The organism is Cupriavidus yeoncheonensis (assembly GCF_905397275.1).
Taxonomy (GTDB): domain Bacteria; phylum Pseudomonadota; class Gammaproteobacteria; order Burkholderiales; family Burkholderiaceae; genus Cupriavidus; species Cupriavidus yeoncheonensis.
In genome coordinates, this window is record NZ_CAJPUY010000005.1 from 252,362 (window position 1) to 273,245 (window position 20,884).

A 20,884-nucleotide genomic window follows, 5' to 3' on the forward strand; every position below is an offset into this window, starting at 1 on the left:
CGAACGGACGAGTCCACGTGGACGAAGTCGGTGGCACGGTGACGAGGCACAGTGACGGCATGCTCAGCGAGTCTCCAGCTGCTGTGAGCTTGGTGCCGGCCGGTGGTGGTCGGCATTCTTTTTGGGTTCTTCTGCGATGTCCGATATGCGGCCGCAGCCATTGGCGATGGCCGCGGAGATCCAGATCGCCCGATGTGCCAGATGCGCAAGCGGTACGCGCGGCTTTACGCGGATGCGGCAGGCGGTGACGCCTGCCGGCGTGGAGCGGCGCTTTACCGTTCCTAGTTCCGGTGGTATTGAGCCGCCGGCCCAGATCTACGTACTTGAAGCCCAGGCGGCCGAGGCGCTGCAACTGGGCAGTGCAACCAGAGAGGAGAATGTCGTGCGTTCTACTGATCAACCGCTCGTGGCCGTCGTGACAGGTGGCTCGCGTGGCGCCGGCAAGGGCATTGCCCTGGCGCTCGCTGCCGCAGGCGCAACCGTCTATGTGACCGGCCGTTCGCAGCAGGAAGGCGATGCCGATCTGCCCGGTACGATCTGGGCGACTGCAGCGGAGATCGACAAGGCCGGGGGGGAAGGCATTGCCGTGCCCTGCGACCACCGCTACGACAGTCAGGTAAGTACTGTATTTGAGCGCGTGTCGCGGGAGCAGGGCAGGCTGGATATCCTGGTGAACAACGCCACCTTTCTGCATGACGAGTTGACTGTGCGCGCCGGGTTCTGGCAGAAGTCGCCCGATCTGGTCAATATCCTCGACGTCGGCCTGCGCTCGGCATACATGGCAAGCTGGCATGCCGCTCCGTTGATGGTCAAGCAACGCAGCGGGCTGATCGCATTCACCTCATCGTTTGGTGCAAGTTGCTACATGCACGGGCCGGCATACGGCGCGCAAAAGGCCGGGGTCGACAAGTTTGCAAAGGACATGGCCGTGGACCTGCGTCCCCATAACGTCGCGGCCGTTTCTATCTGGATGGGAATGCTCAAGACCGAACGCAGCATGCGTTCGCTGGCGCGCAGCCCGGACCAGTACGCCGACTTTGCCGAACGGGCCGAGACACCGGAATTCACCGGGAAAATCATCCACGCGCTCTACCGCGATCCACGCCTGATGGATAAGACCGGCGGGGTATTGATCGGCGCGGAGATCGCCCGGGAGTACGGCATTCAGGATGACGAGGGCAGGCAGCCACCATCTTATCGCGAGATGCTGGGCGGGCCCGTCCAGGCGCATCCGGCCATCGTTGATTGATCTGCATCCCTATTCTTGCGAGACCACACCATGTCTGCCGAATTCTCTGTCACACGCCCATGTCGCCTCCGGGATGTTCCGCATTGGGATATTGAAACGGATGTCATCGTTGTCGGCTTTGGCGCGGCAGGCGCGTGCGCTGCCATCGAAGCCGCGCAGGCCAGCGCGGCTGTCACGCTGCTTGAGCTCGCCTCCGGCAGCGGCGGCACCAGCGCCTTGTCCGGTGGCGAGATCTACCTGGGCGGTGACGGAGGCACACCCGCACAGCGGCAAGCCGGTTTTGTCGACGACACCGAGGACCTGTACCGTTACCTGCTGATGGCAGGTGGTCCCGATGCCGACCAGGACAAGGTGCGCCTCTATGCCGAAGGCAGCCGGACGCACCATGACTGGCTGGTCGAGCAAGGGCTGGTCTACAAGAACACCTACCTGCCCGAACGGATGATGGAGCCCGAGACAGACGACTGTCTCATCTGGTCTGGCAGCGAGGAGGCGTGGCCGTTTTCCGCCAGTGCGAAGCCTTGCCCGCGCGGACATACCCCGCAATGGGTCGGCTGGGGTGGTGGACGCATGCTGATGGATGTGCTGGCCGCGCGCGTCGTCAAGCTGGGCGTGGATGTGCGCTATGACAGCCGCGTACTCGCGTTGATTGCCGACGAGGCGGATGCCGTTCACGGCGTGGTCGCGCGGATCGACGGCCGGCTGCACTTCGCGCGCGCGCGCAAGGGCGTCGTTCTGTGCGCCGGCGGGTTCGCGATGAATCGCGATATGGTTCGGCGCCACGCGCCTGGCCTGTTACGCGCGAACGAGCCGATCGGCAGTCCCGGCGACGATGGCTCGGGCATTCTGATGGGCATGAGTGTGGGCGGCGCCGCGATCCACATGGACCAGGCGTTCGTCAGCCTGCCTTTCTACGCGCCCGAATCGCTCATCAAGGGCGTGTTCGTCAACGAACGCGGTCAGCGCTTCATCAATGAGGACTGCTATCACGGCCGGATTGGGCACCACATCATGCAGCAGCTCGGCGACCGGATCTATCTCCTGGTCGACAGCGCGACATACCAGCCACCGGCGGAGTTCACGCGTATCGGTATCGCGGCCGCCGGTGAGACCTGGGAAGAGGTCGAGCATGACCTTGGCCTGCCGCAGGGAACACTGAGTGCCACGGTGTCGGTCTACAACCGGCACGCCGCCGAAGGCGCCGACCCGTTGTTCCACAAGGCAGCGAAGTGGCTGCAGCCACTGGTTGAGCCGCCTTTTGTTGCGCTGGATTGCCGCGTCGACTACGCGTTCTATCCGCATTTCACCCTGGGAGGATTGGACACGTTGCCAACCGGACAGGTACTGACCGAGAAGCGGACGCCGGTTCGCGGTCTTTATGCGGCTGGCCGCACCGCCTGTGGTTTGCCGCGCTGGGGTGGGGGCTATAGCTCCGGCATGTCGCTGGCCGATGCCACCTTCTTCGGCCGGCAAGCGGGCCGGCATGTCGCCGGCTTGGACATCTCGTAGTCGGAAAAGACGACGCGTTGCTATGCACGGCACATAGCGCAGCGGGAATGCAGATAGATCGCGTGAATCGCTTGAAGGAGGGCGCATGACCACGACATCGTCGGGCACGCACGTATGCGCCAGGGATAGTAAAAGGAGGCAGGCATGAGTCGGCTGCAAGGGAAAGTCGCATTGGTTACCGGGGCCGGCCAGGGCGTGGGGCAGGGGATTGCCTACGCGCTTGCCGCAGAGGGGGCGCACGTTGCCGTGGTCGGCCGTACTGCCGGCAAGCTGGAGGACACATGCACGGAGATCCGCCGTCGCGGTGGCGACGCACTGCCATTTATGTGCGACGTGATGGTCAAGGAAGAGATCGAGCGTTGCGTCGCGCAGGTGCTTGCGCATTTCGGCGCCATCAATGTCCTTGTCAACAACGCGCAGGTGGTGCCGCTCGGACGCCTGTTGGAGGTCACCGACGAAGCGTTCATGCAAGGCATCGATTCGGGGCCGCTGGCAACGATGCGCATGATGCGCGCCTGCTATCCGTACCTGCGGGGCGATGGCGCGGTGGTGAACTGTGTTTCGTCCGCAGCGGTGCGCTGGGACGCATCGGGCTACGGCCCCTATGCGGCGGTCAAGGAAGCCATCCGCGCGCTGACCCGCGCTGCCGCGTGTGAATGGGGCAGCGACGGCATTCGGGTCAACGCCATCGCCCCGCACGCCATGTCGCCCGGCATGGCCGAATGGGTCGCCGCGCGACCGGAGGAAGCAGCCGCCTTCTTCAAGACGATTCCGCTCGGGCGCGTCGGTGACTGCGAGAAGGACATCGGGCGAGCCGTCGCGCACCTTGTGTGCGCAGAGGCGGGTTACCTCACGGGCGCGACAATTCCTCTTGATGGCGGGCAGGCTTACTGGGGGTAGGCGTTACCCGGGCGCAGCCCGGCGCTCAAAGAACGCGCGGGCAGTTCCGGGGGTACAGTTCCGTTCAGGTTTGCGCCAGGCAATAGGGCGCCCGCAATCGGGCTGTCGCGCCGGTGAGGAAGCCGAAGCAGGCGGGCGCCATTGAAGCGATTGCAGCTTTCCATCATGCTGTCGATGTTTCGCTTGAGCCTGGAGTCATCTCCAACGGCATCGAAGAAGGCGTGTGGATCGGTCCTGGCATGGGAGCCAAGGCTCAGAGGGGCGAGCTGCGGGCCAGGGGTACTGGCCGCCTCCCGCTGGCATCACTGCGCTGGAGCAAAGCAGTTGGCCGTCACGCGAAATTGTTCGGGGATCGGCGAGGTCACGGCTTCGAAGACGCGGTCGTACCCGGTGGAGAGAATCTGCCAATGGCCATCGCGCTTGACATACTCGTCACGGTAGTAGGCGGTGCCACGAAGCAGCCAGCCTTGCTCTTGCGAGATCACATAGTCTTCGAGGTACCAGATTCCCGTGGCCTTGTCGGCGCCCAGCAGTTCGATCTCGGGATGATGTCCCTGATGCATCGTGAGCAGCGGCGGGTTGTCCAGGAGCTTGCGCAGTTCGGCGACGAATTCGGTGCGCCCGTTGAATCGATACTTCCCGCTGTCCAGCCAGGTGGTGCAATCCTCTGCAAGACAGCTTGCGAGTAGCGGCCAGTCGTGGCAGTCGACGGCGCGGAAGTAGCGGTACTTCAACTGTCGGATGGCTTCGATTTCAAGCAGGTTCTGTACGGCATTGTCCATTGCGTCTCCTGGCAATCATGGTCTGGAGATGCATCTTGCTGGCAGGCGTGCGTGCGTTCATCGTCTGTACGGACCATGCGCAATGAGCGGGCTTTGATCCGCGCAACGCGCGCTTCTGTGCAGAGATTTGGCTCGTCACGCATCAGGATCTGTGGCACACCGCGCGATCCGCGTGACGATCGATGAGATCGTCTTTGCGTTCGGTCGATAGCAGCGAATTCGCGGCTCATGACCACAATGCACGCGGCCTCGTGATGGGCTTCGCGAACATCACCGATGCACGTGAAGCGGACCGTCTCGCACGTACGTTGCGTGCATGCCTTTGAAGTCTGGCTGCCCGACTCCGGCTGCCCGCGCTGGGTCCGGGTCGACAGTCGCCAGCAAGAGTGCCGGCGGGGGTAGCCGTCTTTCTCTTCAAGGCCGTGGCTTCAGGGCGGCATGTCCGTTTGGGCCCTGACGCGCCCGACATCCTCCGGGAAGCCTCAATTGCAAGCCTTGATAAGCTGTGCCGCCAGCCGTTCGATATAGCGGTCATCCGGCGTCTGCTTCAGAAAAATCACGGCCGAAACGATGGGCGCGACCATCATCGACACGAGGATCTCGGCGTCGTGTTTGGCGTCGATCTCGCCCCGGGCCTGCGCCTCCAGTATGGGCGTCTGGAAGGAAGCCAGTACACCGCTCCAATGCGCGGAGATCATTTCGCGAAACTCGGCGTTGTTGGTCGACGCCAGGATCGTATTCATCGCGACCTCGACCGGATCGCTGAGGAAATCCCGCAGTGTGAACGCCATGCGGGTAATGTCCGCCCGCCAGTCCCCGGTGAACTCGATGTCGATGCGCGAGGTGTGCTCGCTCAGCGCCTCTGCGATCAGCGAGGCGCGATCCGGCCAGCGGCGATGGATGGTCGTGCGATGGACGTTGGCCAGCCTGGCTACTTCCTGCAACTCGAAATCCAGGTCGCCTGACTCGATCAGTTTGAGAACGGTCGTGGCAATGGCCTTGCGAACCTGTTCCGTGCGGCCGCCCGGCCGGAGGAGGCCAGGCCCATTCTTAACTCCCATATCGTTTGCGCTCCGTCTTTTTTTGCACGCCGAATCATAGCTTGACGCGACATCTCCTCGTAGCTAGCATGCCACTAATGCATCGCAAGATGCATTAGTGGCATGCTACGGCCGGTGATCTCACCGTTCAACGCTTGCCACATGACTGTTGCCACCGAACAAAGGACAAACACATATGGCAGACATCGCCCGTTACAGAGCGGACACTTCCCTTGAGATCATCGGCAATGCGATTGAGGAGCATGGCGCCGTGATTGTCGAAGGATTGCTTGATCCCCCCACGCTTGCCGAACTGGATCGCGATATCGATCCATTGATCTCGGCTTCCGACCCGGCGCAAGCGCACGTGAATGAAACCGTTGCCGCGTTCTTCGGCAAGCACGTTCGTCATCTGACCGGTCTGGCCGGAAAATCCGATGCGTTTGCCGAGAAGGTCATGTGCCATCCCGTCTATCTGGCGCTTTGCGATCGCTTCCTGCTGCCCAACTGCGCGGACTACCAGCTCAACCTCGGGCATATGATGGACCGCGGCCCGGGTGCTCATGCACAGACGATGCATCGCGACGAGGACTTGTGGATTCACTTCCGCCACCCGCGCCCGATCCTGCAACTGGCTACCGTCGTGGCCCTGGTGGACTTCACCAGGGAAAACGGTGCTACGCTGGTCGTCCCCGGCAGCCATCGATGGCCGCGCGAACGCCAGCCCGAGCAAGCCGAAATCGCTTTTGCCGAGATGCCCGCGGGGTCCGCGGTCATTTACCAGGGGGCAACGCTGCACGCAGGCGGCGCTAACGCGACCTCGGACCAGTGGCGGCGCGGCTTCCACATGAGCTATGCCCTTGGCTGGCTACGGACCGAGGAGAACAACGTCCTGTCAGTGCCGCCGGCGCGGGCGCGGCGGCTGTCGCGCCAGGCGCAGCGATTGCTCGGGTATGGCGTGCACGATGCCATCAAGGACAACGGTGGCTATCTGGGGATGGTTGATTTGCGCAATCCGCTTGATCTGCTGAGTGAAGGGCAGCTCTGACAACGCATCCTGGAAAGCGGGGGGGAGCTCCCTCCTCCTTGTGAAAGCAGCCGCCCGTGCTCCCCGATGAAACCCGTACCGCGGGGCGCTTCGGGCGGCGCGCTTACGCGTCAAAGGCCACAATCGCAGAGATCTCGACCAGCACGTCGGGGCTGGCCAATGCCTGCACCCCCACCATCGTGAACGCATGGGCAGGGAAGGGTTCCCCGTCCAAGGCGAGCGAGAGCGCCGCGATGAACTGCTCCGCGACCGCGGGCGTCAGGTCGCGCAGGTAGACGGTGCTGCTGACGATATCGTGTACCGTCGCGCCGGCGGCCTGTACCGCGATCTGAAGGTTCTTCAGGGCCTGGATCGACTGGAGGCGGTAATCGTTGCCGCCCAGCACTTCGAACTGCGCATTGCAGGCGGTCTGGCCGGCGACGAATGCGAGCTTGTTGCCGGTACTCACGACCACCTGGCTGAGCGGCGGAAAGCCGAGCAGGCCGGGAGGGTTCAGGTGCTGTTTTGTCATAGGTAATCTCCTTTCAGGCAAGGTGCAAATGGTCGATGACCCTGGCGACCGGGATCATGAGGTGTCGGGTCTTGTACTCGAAGAGTCTTTGGCAACGTACCGGCTCCGGGTGTTCAAGCGGCAGCATGCAGTCGTCGAGACGCTCGCTTGCGAGCGCCTGCGCAAGGCTCAGGCCAAGCTGAGGCCCCATGACGTTGCCCCATGTCCCCAGGTTCATCAGCGCAAGCACGCCGTCGTCGACCTGGTACAGCTTCGGGTAGTCCTCGTGGTAGACGGAAGACGAGTTGGCCGTGATGCCAGTCCAGTACGTCCCCAATCCGATGTCGAAGTCGCGTGTCCGGGGATAGATGCGGTGGAGGTGGCGCAGGAAGTAGGCGAAGTAGGTCCTTGCCTCATGCGCACGCCCCGGATGGGGAATGGTGGCGGTGACGAGACGATTGCGTCCGTCGATCACCATCGGGTAGAGTCCGGTCGGATAGTGCGTCATGGCGACACGGGCAGGATTGATGATGTCGAGCAGTGCCGGCGACAAGGGCTTGCTTGCCATCCCGCACGCGAGCAGCGGGTATTGCGTGCGCGCCAGCTCCGGGAAGAACAGGTTGCCGGCATGCCCATTGGTGCAAATGACGATGCGCTGCGCACGCACGCTGCCGCGCGCGGTACGTACGCGCCATCGCTGCCCTTCGCGATGACACCCGATGACCGGTGAATCACCAAACACCCGCGCGCCTTGCCGCACGGCTGCCGAGACCATTCCGTTGGTGAACAGGTACGGATTGACGCGACCGCCCTCGCGCCAGTGGATACCGTAGCGGTACTTCCCTGTACCGAGAAGCTCCTGCAGCGGCCCCGCCATGACGACGTCGACGTCGTAGCCATGCGCCTTCCACAGCGCGGCCTTTCGCGCGAGCGCCGCGTGCGGCCGGTAAGCAGCCTCCACCATGCCGCATTTGACGGCGTCGCCATCGATGCCGTGCCTGGCGCACAGATCGAACACGATGTCGCGATGTTCCATGAAAAATGTGATGAAGCGCTCGCCGCGATCGCCCCAGCTACGCAGTGGTTCCAGGTTGTCAAGGAACGTCTGCACATGTCCCGCGTTGCGTCCGGATGCGCCATTGCCCGGCTGCCGGGCTTCGAGCGTCACGACGTTCACGCCGCGCTCGGCCAGGTGCAGCGAGAGTGAAGCGCCTGCCAGGCCCGCACCGATCACGACGATGTCGGTATCAACGTCGTCGACCAGCATCCTGTGTGTGGGCAGGCGCTGTTCCGGCCGCCATCCGCTGTGTTCGATGGGGATCGCACCCGTCTCATAGTCGGCATGCCTGGCCGACGGGATATATCGCATCATCGGGCAGCCTCCCAGTCAGGCGCGGCCCGCTGCAGAAGGGAGATCGGCAACAGGGCAGCGACAAGCAGGGCAGCGCAGATTGCCAGGGCGATCGTGTATGTGTGCGTGGCATCCACAAGATAGCCGAGCGCTTCCGGACTGAACGCGGACCCCACGCCCGAGATCAGGTTGCCGATGCCCAGCAGGCTGCCGAAGTTGCGCTGCCCCATGGACTCCGCGAGCAGCAGCGGCGAAAGCTGGTTCGCAAGATTGAATGTGCTGCCCCAGATCAGCGAGAACAGTGCGATGGCCATCATGCCCAGGGCCTGGTGGCCGACCGCCAGCAGGCAGAGGATGCCCAGCGCGCCCAACGCCGTGCCCATCAGCAGGACGGCCTTTGCCCCCCATCGGTTGCTGAGGGCACCGAACAGGACATTGCCCACGAGGGTTGCCGCGCCGATTGCCATATAGATGGCCGCTGCACGTTCGGCGGAGTAGCCGGTGGAGACCAGATAAGGCACCAGGGCGATATACACCCCGAGGCTGCTCAGCGTGATCAGCATCAGCATGACGATCCACAACCAGTATCGCGGCATGCGCAGCGCCTCGCCGATTTCATGTCCATGCAGCGGCATCGGGGCCGGCTCGCCATGCGGTGCCGTCAGGCGGGAATCGGGCAGCCGGGCGATCCAGACCAGGATTGGCACGCAGGTGAAGGCAATGACGGCCGCGATGGCCTGCATGGCGTAGCGCCAGCCCAGCCATTGCGTGATGTAGGTGATCGGCAGCGGAAACAGGATGGCGCCCAGTGCCGCGCCCGCGAGCAGGACGCCGAAGGCCAGGGCCTGCCGGCTCGGGGCGATCCATTGAGACGCGAGGGTGATAGCCGGCACGTACGTCGAGGCGCCAACGCCAACCCCTGCCACGCCCAGCATGGCGGTGAGCTGCGCAATGTCGCCGGCCTGCGCGGCAGCCAGGTAGCCGAGCACCGTCAGGGCGGCGCCGCCGGTCATCACCGGCCGGGGCGACATGCGGTCCAGCAGCCATCCGGCCGCCGGCATGGCGAGCGTCATGGCGAGCAGGAACACCGTGGCCACGCGTGCCGCCAGCTCGTTCGAGCATTGAAACGCCTGCTGGATCGGCGGCGTGAATACGCTCAGCACATTGAGCGTGGTACCGAAGATGATGCATAACACCACGGCCAGGCCGATGACGATGCCCCAGCCGCTGTGCGAGTCTGGTTGGATGGTTGTCTTCATGTTGTTCGAGTCCTCCAGGCCGGCCCTGACGGGCGGGCCTGATGCGTCGCACTGTGCTGGCGCCTCGCCGAACGCGCGTGGCGATGGACGCCAGCCGGGAACCTTACTTGCCGGCGCCGCGGATCGCGTCGGGCGAGTAGTACGCCTCGGTGCTCTTGGCGTTCGGCGTCAGCACCGGAGCGGGCGCCTCGTTGGTCAGGCGGTCGGCGTAATAAGCGCCGGAAACGAGGTCGTGATAGAACGTCGACGTGGAATAGAAATCCTTGGCGTCGAACGCATAGATGCTCGGGGCGAAGTTCGTTCGCCACAGCGTGCCACGCGCATCGTAGTTGTCAGCGGCCACTGCGTTCCAGGTGTCTTCATCGATATAGAGAACCCGTTTCGCATACTGGTGGCGGAAGTTCTCCTTCAGGGTCGCCTGCAGGACCCAGACACGATGCAGCTCAAACCGCATGAACTCCATGTTCTCGTGGCCCTTGGTCAGCAACGCGGCGTACTTCACCTTGGGGTCCAGCAACTTGTAGTTGTTGTAGGGAATATAGACTTCCCGCTTGCCGACGATCTTCCAGTCATAGCGTTGACCCGAGCCGTTGAAGAGCCGGTCGTCGTCGACAGTGCGGAACCCCCCTGGCCCCTGCGGCTGGTCATAGCCAAACTCCGGTGCCTGCCGCACGCGTCGCGTGCCGGGGTTGTACACCCAGGTGCGTCGCGTATCCGCGCTTTCCTGGTCCCATAACTCGTAGCCGGTGATGATGGTGCCGCGGTCGGACAGCGGCAGCAGGATCGACTGACGATAGAAACTCCTGCTGTTCAACGGATTCTTCGGATCGAACACTTCAGCGCCAATCGGCGCGTAGATGGTGTACTGCGTCTTGCCCCAGACGATGTTGCCGCCCGGGTAGACGACGGCCTGGTCGTAGATGGCGTCTTCGGCAACGAGGTCGGAGGCGAAGCGCAGGTTCCACATCAGTTCGACGCCCGACTTTGGGATCGGAAACGGCGCCAGCGGCGGGAAATCACGAAGCCCGTTCTGATCGCTGGTCATGGTCGTACGCGCAGCCCAGGTCCGGATCGCGTTGTACTTGGTCTCGGGCAGGGCAAAGTCGCGGTGGCTCGGATACACGTACATCTTGAACGTGTCCGGATAGCGCTTGAACATCGCCTTCTGGCCTTCAGTGAGCTTCGACTCATGCTGGGCCATGTTCTGAGGCGTGATCACTGCCAACGGCTTCTCGCTGGCATAGGGATCCGGGTAGCGATCGCCGGAGTTGAACTGGAGGCCGGGCGGCGTACCGACAATCCTGGCGGTCCAGGCGGGAATGCTCCCGTCCGCGTTGGCGGCGCGCTCGGCGCCCATGGGCGTCAGGGGGCCGTCAAGCCGCTTGATTTCGTCGGGCGTGAGCTTGGCGAACGCCGCGACGGCGAAGGTGGCGCCAGCCACCCAGGCCAGGGCTCTCAGTGTGGGAAGAGCGATGCTTTTCATTCTCGGATTCCTCAGGATGGTGAGTGACTCGAAGGGAGTGTGGAGCGCCCGTCAGAACGAGTACGTCGCCGTGCCGACGACATAGTCGCGATCGGCGAGCGGGCGGGTGACGGGGTTCGCCCCGCCCATGTACCTCGCATACACAAGACCGAGCTTCAGGTTGTTCATATAGGTGAAGGTCAGCCCGATCGACGCTTGCGTATCGTGTATGCCGCTCAACGCGCCCAACGATCCGGCCAGGGCGGTATTGCCCGCGAACTGATGCGCAAAAGTCATTGGCACGTCGAGATCCCAGCCGTCGAACACATTCTTGTAGTTCAGCGTCCAGGCGACCTGGAAAGCGGCCGCGTCGCGCGTGTTGGTCAGTTCCGTCGAACCCTGCAGCGCCGTTACGCCGAGGACGCGGACATAGGACAGTTCAGCCGCGATCGACTGCGACGCCGAGAGGAAGGTCGGGCCTATGGTGTGAATCGCGGAGAGGTTGGTTTGCCAGACATTGCCGCGCGTGGCGGCCGGCCCGTCCGCGGTGTTGACCAGCACGGCCGCGCCGGACCGGTATGAGGTCTCGCCGGCTACGTTGACGCCGCCGAGTTCTGTCGAGAAGCTTGCCCCGACCAGCTGGATATTCCCGAAGTACTCCTGTTGATACTGCAGGGTCGGGAAGAAGCTCGCGACGACATTGGGATTCGTGTCGTTGTAGTGCAGGTAGTAGAGTCCGAACTCCGTACCCTTGTCGGCGCGCCAGCGCGTGCCCAGGCCCCACTGGTTGTGGCTTTTGGGCTTGATGTCGGGGCCGCGGGGGATACGCAGGCCGTCCGGCCCGATGATGAACTGCGCACCAGGTCCGACCACATCGGAGAAACTGAAATAGCCGCCCGGTGGCACCAGTTCATTGGGGCGGAACTGGAACTGGTAGTACCCGAGCACGCTGAAGCTCGGCGCCAGTTGCCATTGCAGCGACAACTGGGGCGTGGGCAGCAGTATGTCCTTGACTTCCGCGCCGGCGACATAGCCCTTCGATGCATCCACAGGCCCCTGGGCTGCGGCGATATTTGCGAAGAACAGGCTTTCGCCCCACGCGACGACCTGGCTGCCAAGCTTGACGTTCAGGTCGGTGCCCCCGAGCTTGACCGTGTCGTAGGCATAGGCGGAGAGCAGCTTCACGCGCTCGCCGAGAAAACGCTGCGCGTCCGGCGTAAACCGGTTGGACGGCCCGTCATGGTTGACCGTCTCCGGCGCGTCGTTGGCGTTCGGGCGATGATAGGCCTGATCGTAGAACGCACTGAAGCGCAGGAAGAACCCGAGGTCTTTGTGCTTCAGATCGGCCTCGGCAAGCAGGCTGACCTGGTTCTCGATCAGTCCGCCCTTCCTGAAGTTGCGATCGCCGTCATCGCCGTTGATGTTCTCGGGCGCGAGCAACACGCCGCTCGGCGATCGCGTCCGAATGCCGACGCCGTAGCCGAGCGTCATGTGATAGTCGAGCGTGGTGTCCGCCCCGAGATCGATGGTGTCCCCGGCCCATGCCGGCATGACCACCGCCGTTGTTGCCATTGCCACTAATGTCCTTCGCCACCGCGCGGGTGGCCTGCCCAACCCAAGCTGCTGCATGCGCATCGCCTCTCCCTTCTTCTTGAGAATGCCTACCTGAAAGTTGCCGGCGAAGTGTAGGTAGCAGCGGGTGTGCGGCGCATAGTCTGGACGAAGTACTGGGATTCCCTAATGCATCGTGTGTTGCATTTGTGAGAGCATCGGCGCCGTACTGACAAAGGCACCGATGAAAACAACAATTCCCGGCGTTTCGTTCTCGGCCGTTGTGCTATGCGCGGCGCTGCTCTCGTTCTCGCCGCGCCCGCTGCCGGCGTTCGCCGCGACGGCCATTCACGCCAACCATGTCCAGATCAACGGCATCGCCAGGGCCGGCGCCCGGCTGGTCGCCGTCGGCGAACGCGGCGTCATCCTCATCAGCGACAACGACGGCGCGGCATGGCGCGAGGCGCAAGTCTCGCCCGCCGCAGGGACCACGCTGACCCAGGTGTTTTTCATCTCCGCGCGCATCGGCATTGCGGTGGGGCACCAGGGCCTGATCGTCCGTAGCGAGGACGGCGGGGAGCACTGGCATGAAGTGCGATCCGACGCGGAGCACCCGGACCCGTTGCTGTCGGTATGGGGCGATGATCAGGGGCAGGTGTTGGCGGCGGGAAGCTTCGGCCAGTTGCTGGTCTCGCGCGACGCCGGACTGACCTGGCAGGAGTTGGAGACGCCGGCGGGCGACCACCATCTCAACGGCATCGTGGGCGACGGCAAAGGTCGGTTGGTCATTGCCGGCGAGTCCGGCCTGCTGTTGCGCTCGCTCGACCACGGCGCCACCTGGAAGAAGCTGTCCCTGCCCTATGAAGGATCGCTGTTCGGCGTGCTGATGCTGGCCAATGGAGACTGGATTGCCTATGGCATGCGCGGCCACGTGCTGCGCAGTCCGGATCGTGGAGAAACCTGGACAAGCGCCGAGGGAAGCCTCGGCGCGTCGTACTTCGGCGGCACGCAGCGTGACAATGGCGAAGTCGTGCTGGTCGGGCAGGGCGGGGCCATCGTCACGTCACGGGACAGCGGAAAGACGTTCGCGGTGCGTAGCGCGGGCGGTGCGCAAAGTCTGGCCGCAGTGTCGGACCTGGGCCGGGGAATGCTGGCTCTCGGTGGCGACCTCGGCGTGACAGTCGAGTCCGGAGCGCCGCCCGCATCGAATGCCTTGTCCCCGTCCGCTGCCTGCAGCACTTCCCTGGAATGCCCATGAACCCGTCAAGCCCCCCGCGCCTGCGCGCCGGCTCTCTTCCCGTTCGCCTGGTGGACCGCTGCGCCGACATGCTGATCCGGTATCGGCGCATCCTCCTGATCCTGTGCATGGCGGCAACCGTGGCGCTCGGCATATCCGCCACGCGGCTGCGCCTCGATCCCGGGTTCGAGAAGATGATCCCGATGCAACACCCGTACATGCAGGTCTTCAACCGCTACGCAAACGCATTCCCGGGCGCGAATACCGTACTCGTCAGCTTGCGCTGGAAGGGCCAGGGCGACATCTACAACCAGAAGTTCATGGATGCGCTTCGCCATGCGACAGACGATGTCTTCTTCATTCCCGGCATCAATCGCGCGCGCGTATTCTCGCTGTTCACGCCGAACGTCCACTACACCGAGGTGACGGAAGCCGGCTTCCGTGGCGAGTCGGTGGTGCCAGGGCAGTTTTCCAGCGCCAGTCCCGGCGACCTCGCCAAGGTACGGCATAACGTGGCGCGCTCCGGCCAGATTGGCAGCCTGGTCGGCAACGACCTGAAATCGGCACTCGTGCGCGCGGAGTTCCGCGACACCGACGCCGCCGACGGCCGGCGCCTGGACTATGCGGCCGTCGCCACGCAACTCGAGGCTATCCGTGCACGCTACGCCAGCCAGGATATCGAAGTCGACATCATCGGCTTCGCGAAGCTCGTCGGGGACGTCGAGGCGGGCATCAGCGGCGTGGTGGCCTTCTTTGCGCTGGCCTTCCTGATTACCGCTGTCCTGCTGCGCCTCTACACATGCTCGCTCCGGACAACGTTGCTGGCGCTGTCCGTGGCTTTGCTGCCGGTTGTGTGGCTGTTGGGCGCCCTGCCAATGCTCGGACTGGGCATCGACCCCATGTCGATCCTGGTGCCGTTCCTGATCTTCTCGATCGGTGTATCGCATGCCGTGCAGATGACCAATGCATGGAAGCAGGCACTGGTTGCGGGCCTGGATCCGGTGGATGCTGCCCGCGACGCATTCCGCAAGCTGTTCCTGCCCGGTACGGTTGCCCTGCTTACCAACGCGCTCGGCTTCATGGTCATCATGCGCATCAGGATCGAAATCGTGCGCGAACTTGGTGTCACCGCTTGCCTGGGCGTGCTGTTGATGATCCTGACCAACAAGGTCTTCCTGCCCATCCTCTTGTCCTACACAAGCATCGAAGCGGGTGCACTGGCCCACGCCAGGCGACGCGAGACGGCCGGCGGCGGCCGACGCTGGGCATGGTTTGCAGCGTTCGCCAGGCCCGTGCCCGCCGCGGCGGTGCTGCTGGCCGCTCTTGCGCTGCTTGCCTGCGGGACGCTGGAATCGCGCAAGCTGGAGATCGGCGACATCGGCGCGGGCGCACCGGAACTGCGCAGTACCTCACGCTACAACCTTGACAACGCAGCCATCACCAGCCAGTACGACATCGGCGTGGACGTGCTGTCCGTCATCGTCGAAGTGACCGGCGTCGAGAGCGCCTGCCTGGACTTCCCGGCCATGAGCGCCATCGAGCGCTTCGAGATGTCGATGCGGGGCGTGGCGGGCGTGCAGTCCGTCGTCAGCGTGCCGACGGCAGCGAAGGTTTCGATCGCGGCCTTCAATGAAGGCAATCCCCGCTGGGCCGCATTGCCGCGCAGCAGCGAAGGCCTGACCCAGGGCGCGAGCGCCTATGACCCCGACAACGGAATGAATACCGAAAACTGCAAGGCATCGCAGGTATTGGTCTATTCGCGCAATCATGAAGGCAAGACCATTGCGCACATCATCTCGGAAGCCAAGCGGCTGGCCGCGCAGAACACCAACCCGAACGTCGCGTTCAGGCTTGGCGGTGGCAACGTGGGCGTGATGGCCGCGACCAACGAAGCCGTCGGCGAAGCCGAGGTGGCCATGCTGCTGTCGATCTTCGGTGCGATCGCCCTCTTGTGCCTGCTTACCTTCCGGTCGTGGCGCGCGGTGCTGTGTATCGTCGTGCCGCTCACCATTGTCTCGATCCTGTGCAATGCCGTGATGGCACGGCTCGGCATCGGGCTGAAGGTCGCCACGTTGCCGGTGATCACGCTCGGCGTCGGCGTCGGCGTCGACTATGGCATCTACCTCTACGAGCGCATGCAGCACGAGCTTCGCTCCGGCGCTTCGCTTCCCGACGCGTTCCTGGAGGCGATGCGGCAACGCGGCACGGCGGCGCTGTTTACCGCTGTCACGATGTTCATCGGTGTCGGGACGTGGGTATTCTCGGCCCTCAAGTTCCAGGTCGATATGGGCGTGCTGCTGGCGTTCATGTTTCTTGTCAACCTGTTCGGTGCTGTGTTCCTGCTGCCTGCGCTTGCTGCGTGGCTCGGCGTCGAGCGGGCGGAGCGCCCGTCAACGGGGGCGATGCGCGATCCGCGAGAGCAGTCTTCCGGCTTCCGGTCATCGACCGGAGTGGCCACCCCGGTGCTGGAGCGCGAGGTTTGATTGGCTCGCGGCAGCGCACAGGTAGTCTCGCCCATGCGATATCCATCTCCTCTTATCGCATGGCTTTGGCCCATCATTACGACGGGCTTTTTTTCTTCGCGGCACTGCGGCGCGGGGTTGGGTGTGCGCGCTTGCCCGACTCCCTAGTCCGTCCGGATTACGTTCACTGGATTCTGCGAATTAAGCTCGCGCCGGTTGCCGGAATGAGAGATACCGGCTCCTATAATCCGCGACGACATCAGTGCCCGCAGAGCATGTGTATCAACGCCAGGGGTTGCCCCGGCCGAGATGAGAAAGATGGAGGCGAGAGGAAATGCGGACGGAGGTGAGCCAGAATCCGGTGGCCGTTGGCCCCTTCGCGCAGCTGGAGCTGTCGCCTTCGGATTTCAGTGCACTCCTCGGACAGATTTATCAGGGTCCGATGGAGAAGGTGCCGTGGGGAAAGGCGCTCGAGCTGATACGCAAGCAACTCCGCGCGAACTATGTCACGCTGATCTTGCGCTCGCCGGCCGCGGACCGCGCGGGTCTGATGGTCAATGCGTCCGAGCACGGTACGACGCAGCCCGGCGAAGCTTCCTACAACGGCTATTACTATTCGCTCGACCCCTTCGTCGGGCTGCCGTCCAATCGTGTGGTCACCATCGATGAGCACCTCGGCCAGGCCGCGTGGTGCAGCAGCGAGCTGTACCGGCAGTTTCTGCATCCTCTCGGCGTGCGCTTTGTACTCGGCGCGGACTTGCGTACGGATGATGGCGTGGAGTGTCGGCTCCGCGTCTCGCGCAATCTGGACGCGCCGGATTTCAGCCAATCTGACAAGTCCCTCTGCACGGCATTGCTGCCGCACTTGAAACGCGCTGTGGACCTGCACTCGCGGATGGAAATGGTCGAATCCGAGCGCAATGTCTGTGCCGCTGCCATCGATCGAATGCTGGTCGGCATGGTCATGATTGATGAGTCGGGCACCATGATCAAGACCAACGCCGCGGCGGACGAGATTCTGTCCGCCAGGGATGGCATTCGTGTCGCCGCAGGAACGCTGGAAGCGAGCTACGGGCAGGAGAATCGAAAGCTCCAGCGCCTGCTGCGTCAGTCCATGATGGCGCACCGGGGCACGGCTACGGTGGGGACTGAAGCGATGTCGATCACGCGTCCGTCCGGCAAGGCCCGGCTGGGCCTGCTGATCCGCACCATACCGCTGAGCGAGTGGTCGGAAGACAACCGGCGCCGACCCGCGTGCGTGATCTTTATCCGCGATCCCGAGCGGAAGTCGCAGGCGTCGCGTGACATGGTGCGACAGCTATTCGATTTCACACCGGCCGAAACGGAGCTCGCCTTGCAGTTGGCCAACGGGCTGACGCTGGATGAGTCGGCAGCGGAACTCGGAATCAGCAAGAACACGGCGCGCGCGCATCTGCGGGCGATCTTCTCGAAGACCGGGGTCACGCGGCAGGCGAAGCTGGTGCGGATGCTGCTGGGCAGCGTGATATCGCTCGGCTGACCGTCCGGTTGCCACATGCCATGTCGGGGCCGGAATCTTGCGAATGGGGCGCCCGTAGTCCCATCAGACGATGGCGCCCGCCAGTGCCGATGCAACCATGAATGCCGGTCAGGCACAAGACACCAAGACACCACACAAGACGCCAACAAGGAGACCGCAGTGCCGCGCGGACACCGCGCCGGCACCGCTGCGTTCCCTGTGTGCGGCATCACGCTGCATCCATATGCGGGGAGAAAGGCATGACAACACTGGATGGATCCACTACGCCGATCGCCGCGCCTCTGCGGCTCGCCAACCCTGACGCCTTCACCTGGCAGGCACGCTGTGACGCGGTCATCGTCGGCTTCGGGGCGGCCGGCGCCTGTGCGGCGCTCGAAGCCGCGGCTGGCGGGTGCAAGGTGATCGTTGCGGAGCGCTTCGAAGGCGGCGGTGCCAGCATCAAGAGCGGCGGCGTGGTCTATGCCGGCGGCGGCACGCCTTACCAGGCCGAGGCCGGCTACCACGACACGCCCCAGGCGATGGCGGACTATCTGCGCCAGGAGGTCGGCGACGTCGTCAGCGAGACCACACTGCAGTCGTTCTGTGCGCGCAGCCGGGACATGCTCGGCTGGCTGGAGGGGCTCGGGGCCGGGTTTTCGGCGGCCATGCCGCCGCGCAAGACGTCGTATCCGGCACAGCCGTATTACCTTTATTACTCGGGCAATGAGGCCGTGCCGGCCTATGCGCGCTTCGCGGAGCCCGCACCACGCGGACATCGCACCAAGGGGCGTGGCATGTCCGGGCGCGCGCTTTACGGCGTGCTGCAGCGTGCGGTGCAGGGCAGCGCGAACGTATCCGTGCTGCGCCACACGGCGGCGCGCAGGCTGATTACGGATGCCAGCGGCGCGGTGATCGGTGTCGAGTTGTGGCAGGTGCCGCCCGGGCGGCTGCAGCGCAGGCATGCGCGCCTGGCACGCTGGGCGGAGCAGGTGCACAACATGGCGCCGGCGCTGGCCGATGCGCTGCGCGCGCGGCTGCTGCGGCTGGAACTGCGTCATGCCCGCCCTTACGCGGTACGGGCCGACGCGGTGGTGCTGGCCAGCGGGGGCTTTATCTTCAACCCGCAGATGGTCGCGCAACATGCGAGCAAGTACCGCTCGAACTGGCGCCTCGGCGCCACCGGTTGCGATGGCAGCGGCATCCGGCTTGGCCTGTCGGCCGGGGGCGAGGCACGGCACCTGGAACGCGTATCGGCATGGCGCTTCATCAATCCGCCATTCGACTGGGCGCGCGGCTGCGTGGTTGACGCGCACGGCGCGCGCATCGGCAATGAAGAGGTCTACGGCGCCACGCTCGGACATGCCATGTGCGAGCACCACGGGGGCCGGGCCTGGCTCATCCTGAACCGCAAGCTGGCACGCGCGGCGTTGCGTGAATGCCTGAGCGGGAAACTGTGGGCATTTCAGGCCGTGCCGGCAGCGCTGCTGATGCTGGCCGGTAGCCATCGCGCGTCTTCGGTGGACACGCTCGCGGATCGCCTCGGCCTGCCGCGCGCCGCGCTGCAGGCAACGCTTGCCGCCTATAGCGCCGCAGCGCGCGGTGAACGGCCCGACCCGGCGGGCAAGTCCTCCGCCATGTGCGCGCCGCTCGACGAAGGCCCGTGGCTTGCCATCGATATCTCCGCGCACAGCCGCGTTTTCCCGTGCTCCTCGATCACGCTGGGCGGGCTGCGGGTCAACGAAGCGTGCGGACAGGTGCTCTCGGCAACGGGAGCACCGGTCACCGGGCTGTATGCCGTGGGCCGCACCGCGGTAGGGCTGGCGTCAAACCATTACGTGAGCGGCCTGTCACTGGCCGACAGTATCTGGTCCGGGCGCAACGCGGGCCGGCACATTGCCGCCTGTCAGCTTGCGCAACCATCGGAGGCAGTTCCGGCATGAGCCGGCGCACGGAATGAGCGATTGTCCTTCCGGCCGGCGCTCCCCGCGGTGTCGGCTGGAAGGATGAATGGCTGCGCGCCGTAGCCGCTGCCGGCAAGCGAGGAAGGTAGCCCGTGGCTTCGCGCCATGCCGATTCGTGCGGTCAGGCGCATGGCCACGGGGCGGGTCACTCCGGTTCAGCGCTGCGAGGGGATGTTACCGCCGTCGACAATGAGTTCGGTACCCGTGACGTAACTGGCTTCGTCGGACAGGAGGAAACGGACCACGCGCCCGATTTCCGCGGGCGTGCCGAGGCGGCCGAGCTGGATGCGACGCTCGAAGGTGCCCGCGGGCAGGGCGTCGATGGCAGGCTGGAGCATCGGCGTGTGGATCTGTCCGGGAGACACCGCATTGATGCGGATGCCGTCGCGGCCAAGACTGTCGGCAAGCGAGCGCACCAGCGAGAGCAGGCCGCCCTTGGAGGCGGAGTAGGCCGGGATCAGTGCGTTGCCCAGCGTGGCATTGATCGACGCGATGCCGACCACGGCGGCGCCGGCTTGCGCGCGCAGGTCAGGCAGCATGGCCTGCACCAGCAGCGCCATGGCGCGCAGGTTGACGTCAAGCACGGCGTCCCAGCGCGCCTGTGTCAGGCCATCGATCCCGCTCTGGTCCACCACGCCGGCGGCGTGCACCATGCCGCCCAGCGCCGGCAGGGCCGCACGGGTGCGTGCGAGCGCGTCGCCGATGCCGTCGGGGGCCCGCAGGTCGATGCCGATCCCGCAGGTCGGCACGTCATAGCGTTCGGCAAGCGCGGTAGCGACCTCGCGCGCTTTGTCCTCCCGGATATCCCAGACGGCCACGGGCCGGCCGATGGCGGCCAGGGCTGCCGCGCAGGCCTCGCCGATGCCGGAGGCGCCCCCGGTTACCACGACCGCGCTGGCCGGCGTGTTGAGGGTCACGCGCAAGTCATGCGCGTCGTCAGGTTGGATGGTCACTTGGTGGGTCTCCCGTCATGGTTGGTCAACCGCTGCGACAGACTGCGACAGGCGCGGCGGATATGCGCATTGTTTCGGGTGACGCCGCAGGCAACATAGTCCGAACTGACTAGAACCGCCGCATCGGGGACC

At 64.6% G+C, this 20,884-nt stretch carries 16 protein-coding genes; 8 read left to right on the forward strand and 8 right to left on the reverse strand.

Features of this window, described 5'->3' with window-relative positions:
* Nucleotides 1-382: 382 nt before the first annotated feature.
* The 3 genes from KHO22_RS09095 to KHO22_RS09105 all read left to right on the forward strand — a co-directional run bounded on the left by KHO22_RS09095 (nt 383) and on the right by KHO22_RS09105 (nt 3,658).
* Nucleotides 383-1,249, forward strand: a complete 867-nt coding sequence (locus KHO22_RS09095; protein ID WP_230426815.1) for an SDR family NAD(P)-dependent oxidoreductase — start codon at nt 383-385, stop codon at nt 1,247-1,249.
* Between the two features lie 30 nt (nt 1,250-1,279).
* On the forward strand, nt 1,280-2,758 hold the full coding sequence (locus tag KHO22_RS09100) for an FAD-dependent oxidoreductase (protein WP_211946785.1): 1,479 nt from the start codon (nt 1,280-1,282) through the stop codon (nt 2,756-2,758).
* Between the two features lie 144 nt (nt 2,759-2,902).
* A complete protein-coding gene (locus tag KHO22_RS09105) occupies nt 2,903-3,658 on the forward strand; it encodes an SDR family NAD(P)-dependent oxidoreductase (protein ID WP_211946786.1) in 756 nt (251 codons plus the stop codon).
* A 302-nt stretch (nt 3,659-3,960) separates the two neighbouring features.
* Here KHO22_RS09105 and KHO22_RS09110 read toward each other — a convergent pair whose 3' ends face one another.
* On the reverse strand, nt 3,961-4,440 hold the full coding sequence (locus KHO22_RS09110) for a nuclear transport factor 2 family protein (protein ID WP_211946787.1): 480 nt from the start codon (nt 4,438-4,440) through the stop codon (nt 3,961-3,963).
* 482 nt (nt 4,441-4,922) lie between these two features.
* Nucleotides 4,923-5,384: a TetR-like C-terminal domain-containing protein gene (locus KHO22_RS09115; RefSeq protein WP_211946788.1), complete on the reverse strand. Its 462-nt coding sequence runs from the start codon at nt 5,382-5,384 to the stop codon at nt 4,923-4,925.
* A 292-nt stretch (nt 5,385-5,676) separates the two neighbouring features.
* On the opposite strand from KHO22_RS09115, the gene KHO22_RS09120 reads away from it, so the two are divergent.
* The gene (locus tag KHO22_RS09120) at nt 5,677-6,528 is read left to right on the forward strand and encodes a phytanoyl-CoA dioxygenase family protein (protein WP_211946789.1); all 852 of its coding nucleotides are present in this window, start codon (nt 5,677-5,679) and stop codon (nt 6,526-6,528) included.
* Between the two features lie 103 nt (nt 6,529-6,631).
* Here the strand turns inward: KHO22_RS09120 and KHO22_RS09125 are convergent, their stop codons facing one another.
* From KHO22_RS09125 to KHO22_RS09145, 5 genes are all read right to left on the reverse strand, one after another.
* The gene (locus KHO22_RS09125; protein WP_211946790.1) at nt 6,632-7,039 is read right to left on the reverse strand and encodes a RidA family protein; all 408 of its coding nucleotides are present in this window, start codon (nt 7,037-7,039) and stop codon (nt 6,632-6,634) included.
* Between the two features lie 13 nt (nt 7,040-7,052).
* The gene (locus tag KHO22_RS09130; protein ID WP_211946791.1) at nt 7,053-8,390 is read right to left on the reverse strand and encodes an NAD(P)/FAD-dependent oxidoreductase; all 1,338 of its coding nucleotides are present in this window, start codon (nt 8,388-8,390) and stop codon (nt 7,053-7,055) included.
* Nucleotides 8,387-9,628, reverse strand: a complete 1,242-nt coding sequence (locus tag KHO22_RS09135) for an MFS transporter (protein WP_211946792.1) — start codon at nt 9,626-9,628, stop codon at nt 8,387-8,389. The genes KHO22_RS09130 and KHO22_RS09135 overlap by 4 nt, the downstream gene beginning before the upstream one ends.
* 103 nt (nt 9,629-9,731) lie before the next feature.
* A complete protein-coding gene (locus tag KHO22_RS09140) occupies nt 9,732-11,111 on the reverse strand; it encodes a DUF1329 domain-containing protein (protein ID WP_211946793.1) in 1,380 nt (459 codons plus the stop codon).
* Between the two features lie 51 nt (nt 11,112-11,162).
* Nucleotides 11,163-12,662, reverse strand: a complete 1,500-nt coding sequence (locus KHO22_RS09145; RefSeq protein ID WP_211946794.1) for a DUF1302 domain-containing protein — start codon at nt 12,660-12,662, stop codon at nt 11,163-11,165.
* Nucleotides 12,663-12,885: 223 nt separating this feature from the next.
* On the opposite strand from KHO22_RS09145, the gene KHO22_RS09150 reads away from it, so the two are divergent.
* The 4 genes from KHO22_RS09150 to KHO22_RS09165 all read left to right on the forward strand — a co-directional run bounded on the left by KHO22_RS09150 (nt 12,886) and on the right by KHO22_RS09165 (nt 19,778).
* Nucleotides 12,886-13,899, forward strand: coding sequence for a WD40/YVTN/BNR-like repeat-containing protein (locus tag KHO22_RS09150; protein ID WP_211946795.1), 1,014 nt, complete (start codon nt 12,886-12,888; stop codon nt 13,897-13,899).
* Nucleotides 13,896-16,361, forward strand: a complete 2,466-nt coding sequence (locus tag KHO22_RS09155) for an efflux RND transporter permease subunit (RefSeq protein ID WP_211946796.1) — start codon at nt 13,896-13,898, stop codon at nt 16,359-16,361. Before KHO22_RS09150 ends, KHO22_RS09155 begins: the two co-directional genes overlap by 4 nt.
* 313 nt (nt 16,362-16,674) lie before the next feature.
* Nucleotides 16,675-17,859: a helix-turn-helix transcriptional regulator gene (locus tag KHO22_RS09160; RefSeq protein ID WP_211946797.1), complete on the forward strand. Its 1,185-nt coding sequence runs from the start codon at nt 16,675-16,677 to the stop codon at nt 17,857-17,859.
* Nucleotides 17,860-18,098: 239 nt separating this feature from the next.
* Nucleotides 18,099-19,778, forward strand: a complete 1,680-nt coding sequence (locus KHO22_RS09165) for an FAD-binding protein (protein WP_211946798.1) — start codon at nt 18,099-18,101, stop codon at nt 19,776-19,778.
* A 176-nt stretch (nt 19,779-19,954) separates the two neighbouring features.
* Here KHO22_RS09165 and KHO22_RS09170 read toward each other — a convergent pair whose 3' ends face one another.
* Nucleotides 19,955-20,752, reverse strand: coding sequence for an SDR family NAD(P)-dependent oxidoreductase (locus tag KHO22_RS09170; RefSeq protein ID WP_211946799.1), 798 nt, complete (start codon nt 20,750-20,752; stop codon nt 19,955-19,957).
* Nucleotides 20,753-20,884 lie beyond the last annotated feature (132 nt).

Excerpts from the sequence above, each read along its gene's own strand:
- KHO22_RS09100 (WP_211946785.1), top strand. The coding sequence starts at position 1,280 with ATGTCTGCCGAATTCTCTGTCACACGCCCATGTCGCCTCCGGGATGTT.
- KHO22_RS09105 (WP_211946786.1), top strand. The coding sequence starts at position 2,903 with ATGAGTCGGCTGCAAGGGAAAGTCGCATTGGTTACCGGGGCCGGCCAG.
- KHO22_RS09110 (WP_211946787.1), bottom strand. The coding sequence starts at position 4,440 with ATGGACAATGCCGTACAGAACCTGCTTGAAATCGAAGCCATCCGACAG.
- KHO22_RS09120 (WP_211946789.1), top strand. The coding sequence starts at position 5,677 with ATGGCAGACATCGCCCGTTACAGAGCGGACACTTCCCTTGAGATCATC.
- KHO22_RS09125 (WP_211946790.1), bottom strand. The coding sequence starts at position 7,039 with ATGACAAAACAGCACCTGAACCCTCCCGGCCTGCTCGGCTTTCCGCCG.
- KHO22_RS09130 (WP_211946791.1), bottom strand. The coding sequence starts at position 8,390 with ATGATGCGATATATCCCGTCGGCCAGGCATGCCGACTATGAGACGGGT.
- KHO22_RS09135 (WP_211946792.1), bottom strand. The coding sequence starts at position 9,628 with ATGAAGACAACCATCCAACCAGACTCGCACAGCGGCTGGGGCATCGTC.
- KHO22_RS09140 (WP_211946793.1), bottom strand. The coding sequence starts at position 11,111 with ATGAAAAGCATCGCTCTTCCCACACTGAGAGCCCTGGCCTGGGTGGCT.
- KHO22_RS09145 (WP_211946794.1), bottom strand. The coding sequence starts at position 12,662 with ATGGCAACAACGGCGGTGGTCATGCCGGCATGGGCCGGGGACACCATC.
- KHO22_RS09150 (WP_211946795.1), top strand. The coding sequence starts at position 12,886 with ATGAAAACAACAATTCCCGGCGTTTCGTTCTCGGCCGTTGTGCTATGC.
- KHO22_RS09155 (WP_211946796.1), top strand. The coding sequence starts at position 13,896 with ATGAACCCGTCAAGCCCCCCGCGCCTGCGCGCCGGCTCTCTTCCCGTT.
- KHO22_RS09160 (WP_211946797.1), top strand. The coding sequence starts at position 16,675 with ATGCGGACGGAGGTGAGCCAGAATCCGGTGGCCGTTGGCCCCTTCGCG.
- KHO22_RS09165 (WP_211946798.1), top strand. The coding sequence starts at position 18,099 with ATGACAACACTGGATGGATCCACTACGCCGATCGCCGCGCCTCTGCGG.